Consider the following 3,509-nt stretch of genomic DNA (forward strand, 5'->3'; position numbering starts at 1 on the left):
CATCACGCTGGTCGGTCTGCCCGACGTGGCGGCGCGCACCACGCATTTTGCGGTCAAGGTGCCCTATGTCATGGGCCTGATCGGCACGCGCAGCCTGACCGGCAAGATCGACGGGATCGAGGAACTGGTGCTGCGTGCCGACGGGCGCATCCACAGCGGGCTGATCGCCTATGACGCGGTGGAGCGGCTCAAGGTCAACCGCACCGACCTTGCCGCCCGCGCCGCGTTCGAGGCGCACAAGCAGGATATCGGCTTTGCCATGCTGCTCAAGCGCTATGTCGCCGATCCACGCCGCGCCGATGACAAGCTGATCCTCAAGGCCGCCTGGGACACGGTGCCCAACGTGCCGGTGATGTTCTTCCTGTTTCGCGGCATGGCGGCATTGGGATTTGGCTTTATCGCCTTCTTCGGCATGGCCTTCTATTGCGCCTCGGCCTGCCAGTTCTCAAAGCGCTGGTTCCTAAAACTGGCGGTGGTGATGATCCCGCTGCCGTGGATCGCGATAGAATCGGGCTGGGTGCTGGCCGAAATCGGGCGTCAGCCCTGGGCGGTGGACGGCGTGCTGCCCACCTTCCTTGGTGCCTCCTCGCTGACCGTGCCGCAGGTGTGGGCGACGATTTTCGGCTTCACCGCGCTGTATGGCACGCTGGCCGTGATCGAGATCCGCCTGATGATCGCCGCGATCCGCAAGGGGCCGATCGAGCACCACGAGCTTACCGCGCAGGCGCAGGGCTTTGCCCCGCTACCCGCCGAATAAGGGGACAGGATATGCATATCCCTCTCGATTATGAAACGCTGCGGGTAATCTGGTGGGCGCTTCTGGGCGTGCTGCTGATCGGCTTTGCGCTGACCGATGGCTATGACCTTGGCGTTGGGGCTTTGCTGCCCTTCGTCGCGCGTACCGATCAAGAACGCCGGCTGGTCATCAACGCCATCGCCCCGCACTGGGAGGGCCATCAGGTGTGGTTCATCCTTGGTGGCGGCGCGATTTTTGCGGCATGGCCGTTCGTCTATGCGGTGAGCTTTTCCGGCTTCTACCTTGCGATGTTTCTCGTTCTGGCGGCGCTGATCCTGCGGCCGGTGGCGTTCAAGTATCGTTCGAAGCATGCCGATGCCGCATGGCGCAACCGCTGGGATTGGGCCCTGTTCGTGGGCGGTTTCGTGCCGGCGTTGGTATTCGGTGTGGCGGTGGGAAATGTGCTGGTTGGCGCGCCCTTCCGCTTCGATAGCGATCTGCGCATGACCTATGAGGGCACGCTGCTTGGTCTGTTCACGCCCTTTACGCTGCTCACCGGCCTGCTCTCGGTGGCGATGCTGGCGCTGCATGGTGCGGGCTGGCTGGCGGTGAAGATCGAGGAGGGGGTTGTGCTGACCCGCACCCGCGCCATCGCCCGTATCGCGGCGCTGGCCAGCATCGCACTGTTCCTGATCGGCGGGGTGATGGTGGCCAAAGGCGGCATGGGGCTGGCGCTGACGGGGGCTGTTAATACCCAAGGCCCGTCAAACCCGCTGATGTCGGCCAGCGTCGCTGCGCCCGGTGGATGGTTGGCCAATTACAGCGGGCATCCGTGGATGGTGCTGGCGCCGGTCTTGGGGCTGCTCGGGCCATTGGTTGCACTGGTGGGTGTCGTCAAACGATCCGGTGCGCTGAACCTCATCGGCACCGCGCTGGCCACTACCGGCATCATCGCCACGGTGGGCCTGTCGATGTTTCCCTTCATCCTGCCGTCCTCGATTGACCCGCGCTCCAGCCTGACCGTTTGGAATGCCTCGTCCAGCCATATGACTTTGTTCATCATGCTGATTGTGACGGTGATCTTCCTGCCGATGGTGCTGGGCTATACGGCCTGGGTGATGAAGATGCTGGGCGGGCGGATCACTCTGCGTGATGTCCAGACCAACCCCGACTTTTACTGAAAGGAACTTCCATGTGGTATTTTACATGGGTGCTGGGTTTGGGCCTTGCGGTGGGCTTTGGCATCATCAACGGGCTGTGGCACGAATTCAATTCGCCGATAGACGATGATCCTGCGGTCTGAACCTTCACGGTTAAGCATGTCAGGACACAGCGGCGCCGACCCTTCCCGTCGGCGCCGCTTTGGTTTGGAATTGGAAGGAGGTGCGGGATGAGCGCAATTTCCAGGATCTGTTCCTTGGCCTTGGTCGCAGCAGGATTGGCCTTTCCAGCCCTCACTTTCGCCAAGGGGCGGCATGCTGTCGCGGAACAGCCCTATTATGTCTTTCAAAAGGTGGTCTACCAGAACGATGGTGGTTGGCCGGATGACAAAGCCTATTTCAACCGCCTGTTGCGCCATATCGGCGCGCATATTGCCGCCACGGACGGCAAAGTTGAAATCCGTGTTGTCAACTTTGCAGCCGGGGTAAAGCTTTTCGTGATGGCCAAGGAGGATGCCGAGCTTGCCAAAGCCGTCGATGAGCTGCGGGCCAAGGGCGTGCGCTTCCTGGTCTGCAACAATACGATGCAGGGGATGAAGCTGACCCCTGCGGACCTTTATGGTGTGAAGCCTGATGATGTCGTTCCCAGCGGGGTTGCTGAAATCGCGCGTTTGCAGGGCAAGGGCTATGTCTATCTCCATCCATGAGCGGTCATGAATCCTTGAGCTGTGATGACCCTTGCAGATCACATCCTGTATGCGGGTGCTTGGGCGGGTTTTGCCCTATGCCACAGCCTGACGGCGGGGGCTGGGCCTTCGCATGGTATGGGTCGTCTGTTCGGGCGGGGGCATAGACTTGCCTACAATGCGCTGGCTTTCGTGCAGATCGTGGTGGTCTTGGGGCTGGGCCGATGGTTGGCACAGGGCAATCAACCCTTTGCCCAGCCATTGTGGCTGACCAGTTTACGCTGGGGAATGGTTGTCTGCGGGTTGGTGCTGGGTCTGTTTGCTTTGCGGGCCTATCGTCTGGGGCCATTTGTCGGTTGGGCACAACTGCGCGGCGAGGAGGATGCCGCGCAGGATCTGGCGGTCGCTGGCCTGCATCGCCATATGCGTCATCCGCTCTATACCGCCGCCTTGCTGCTGCTGTGGGGCAGAGTGGATCACGAACTTGCCTTGGCCACGGCGATTTGGGCCAGTCTCTATCTGGCTGTGGGCAGCCATTTTGAAGAGCGCCGCCTGTTGGCGCGCTATGGCGAAGCTTACAGCCGCTACCGCGCGATCACGCCGCGCTTTTTCCCGAGCCTGTTTTAGGCCGGTTTACGCGCCACGAGATCGATGAGCGCCGACATGCCGCTGTGTCCCGGACCTTCCTCGATGACGCTGTCATGGACGGCCAGATGCTTGATGTCCCATCCGGTGAAGGCTTCGCGCAGCATGTCCTCGTTGTAGAGATTGTCAGGCAAGCTTGGTCCGCCCGTGTCATAGGCGATCTGTTCGGGCCGATAGCCTTGCAGCAGGATCAGGCCGCCGGGACGGGTTGCCCGCTGCATTCCGGCAAAGATCCGGGCGCGCAGGGCCGGGTCAGCGAACTGGATGAAGATCGCTACCACT

5 protein-coding genes and 1 pseudogene are annotated in these 3,509 nt (G+C 61.6%); 5 read left to right on the top strand and 1 reads right to left on the bottom strand.

Features of this window, described 5'->3' with window-relative positions:
- The 5 genes from SCA01S_RS21395 to SCA01S_RS22920 form a co-directional block, all read left to right on the top strand.
- Positions 1-757, top strand: a 757-nt coding sequence (locus SCA01S_RS21395) for a cytochrome ubiquinol oxidase subunit I (RefSeq protein WP_174544824.1), incomplete at its 5' end; no start/stop codon positions are given.
- An 11-nt stretch (positions 758-768) separates the two neighbouring features.
- The gene (gene cydB, locus SCA01S_RS21400) at positions 769-1,917 is read left to right on the top strand and encodes a cytochrome d ubiquinol oxidase subunit II (RefSeq protein WP_062788828.1); all 1,149 of its coding nucleotides are present in this window, start codon (positions 769-771) and stop codon (positions 1,915-1,917) included.
- An 11-nt stretch (positions 1,918-1,928) separates the two neighbouring features.
- Complete coding sequence (cydX, locus tag SCA01S_RS22005; RefSeq protein WP_084391181.1) at positions 1,929-2,039, top strand: cytochrome bd-I oxidase subunit CydX; 111 nt, start codon at positions 1,929-1,931, stop codon at positions 2,037-2,039.
- Between the two features lie 87 nt (positions 2,040-2,126).
- Entirely contained in the window at positions 2,127-2,603 is a 477-nt protein-coding gene (locus SCA01S_RS21405; protein WP_028658266.1) for a DsrE family protein, read from the top strand.
- A 240-nt stretch (positions 2,604-2,843) separates the two neighbouring features.
- Positions 2,844-3,209 (top strand): methyltransferase family protein, encoded by a 366-nt coding sequence (locus SCA01S_RS22920; protein ID WP_245652869.1) that lies wholly within the window; start codon positions 2,844-2,846, stop codon positions 3,207-3,209.
- On the opposite strand, the pseudogene SCA01S_RS22660 reads toward SCA01S_RS22920, so the two are convergent.
- Positions 3,206-3,509 (bottom strand): annotated as a pseudogene (locus tag SCA01S_RS22660) (SAM-dependent methyltransferase); the annotation flags it as partial. The gene SCA01S_RS22920 and the pseudogene SCA01S_RS22660 overlap by 4 nt on opposite strands.

It is taken from the genome of Novosphingobium capsulatum NBRC 12533, assembly GCF_001598375.1.
GTDB lineage: Bacteria > Pseudomonadota > Alphaproteobacteria > Sphingomonadales > Sphingomonadaceae > Novosphingobium > Novosphingobium capsulatum.